Raw genomic sequence first — 565 nt, forward strand, 5'->3', positions numbered from 1 at the left:
GTAGCAACTGGATTGTCATTGGCATCGGCTAACTGAGCCGAGATGGTTACAGTAGCACCCGCCACAGGAGAAGAAGACGAAGAAGTAACGAGGTACTTACTCGCAGCCCCCGCCACGGTGGTGATGGTGGAAGATGTTCCAGAAATAGCCGAAGTAGTAGCTGTCACAGTAGTGGCAGTACCTGCAACGGTATGCGAAGTGAACACAACAGTAGCCACACCACTTCCATTAGTTGTTGAGGTAGCCGAAGCAAAACTACCGTTGGCATTGGACTTGGTCCAAGTAACGGTTTGTCCTGAAGTAGCAACTGGATTGTCATTGGCATCGGCTAACTGAGCCGAGATGGTTACAGTAGCCCCAGCCACAGGAGACGAAGACGAAGAAGTAACGAGGTACTTACTAGCAGCCCCCGCCACGGTGGTGATGGTAGAAGATGTTCCAGAAATAGCCGAAGTAGTAGCTGTCACGGTAGTGGCAGTACCTGCAACGGTATGCGAAGTGAACACAACAGTAGCAATACCACTTCCATTGGTGGTTGAGGTAGCCGAAGCAAAACTACCGTTGG

1 protein-coding gene is annotated in these 565 nt (G+C 51.0%); it reads right to left on the reverse strand.

Features of this window, described 5'->3' with window-relative positions:
• Positions 1 to 565, reverse strand: a 565-nt coding sequence (locus U0R11_RS13540) for a hypothetical protein (RefSeq protein ID WP_406752362.1), incomplete at both ends; no start/stop codon positions are given.

The sequence above is a fragment of the Aquirufa salirivi genome (assembly GCF_045310485.1).
Taxonomy (GTDB): Bacteria; Bacteroidota; Bacteroidia; order Cytophagales; family Spirosomataceae; genus Aquirufa; species Aquirufa salirivi.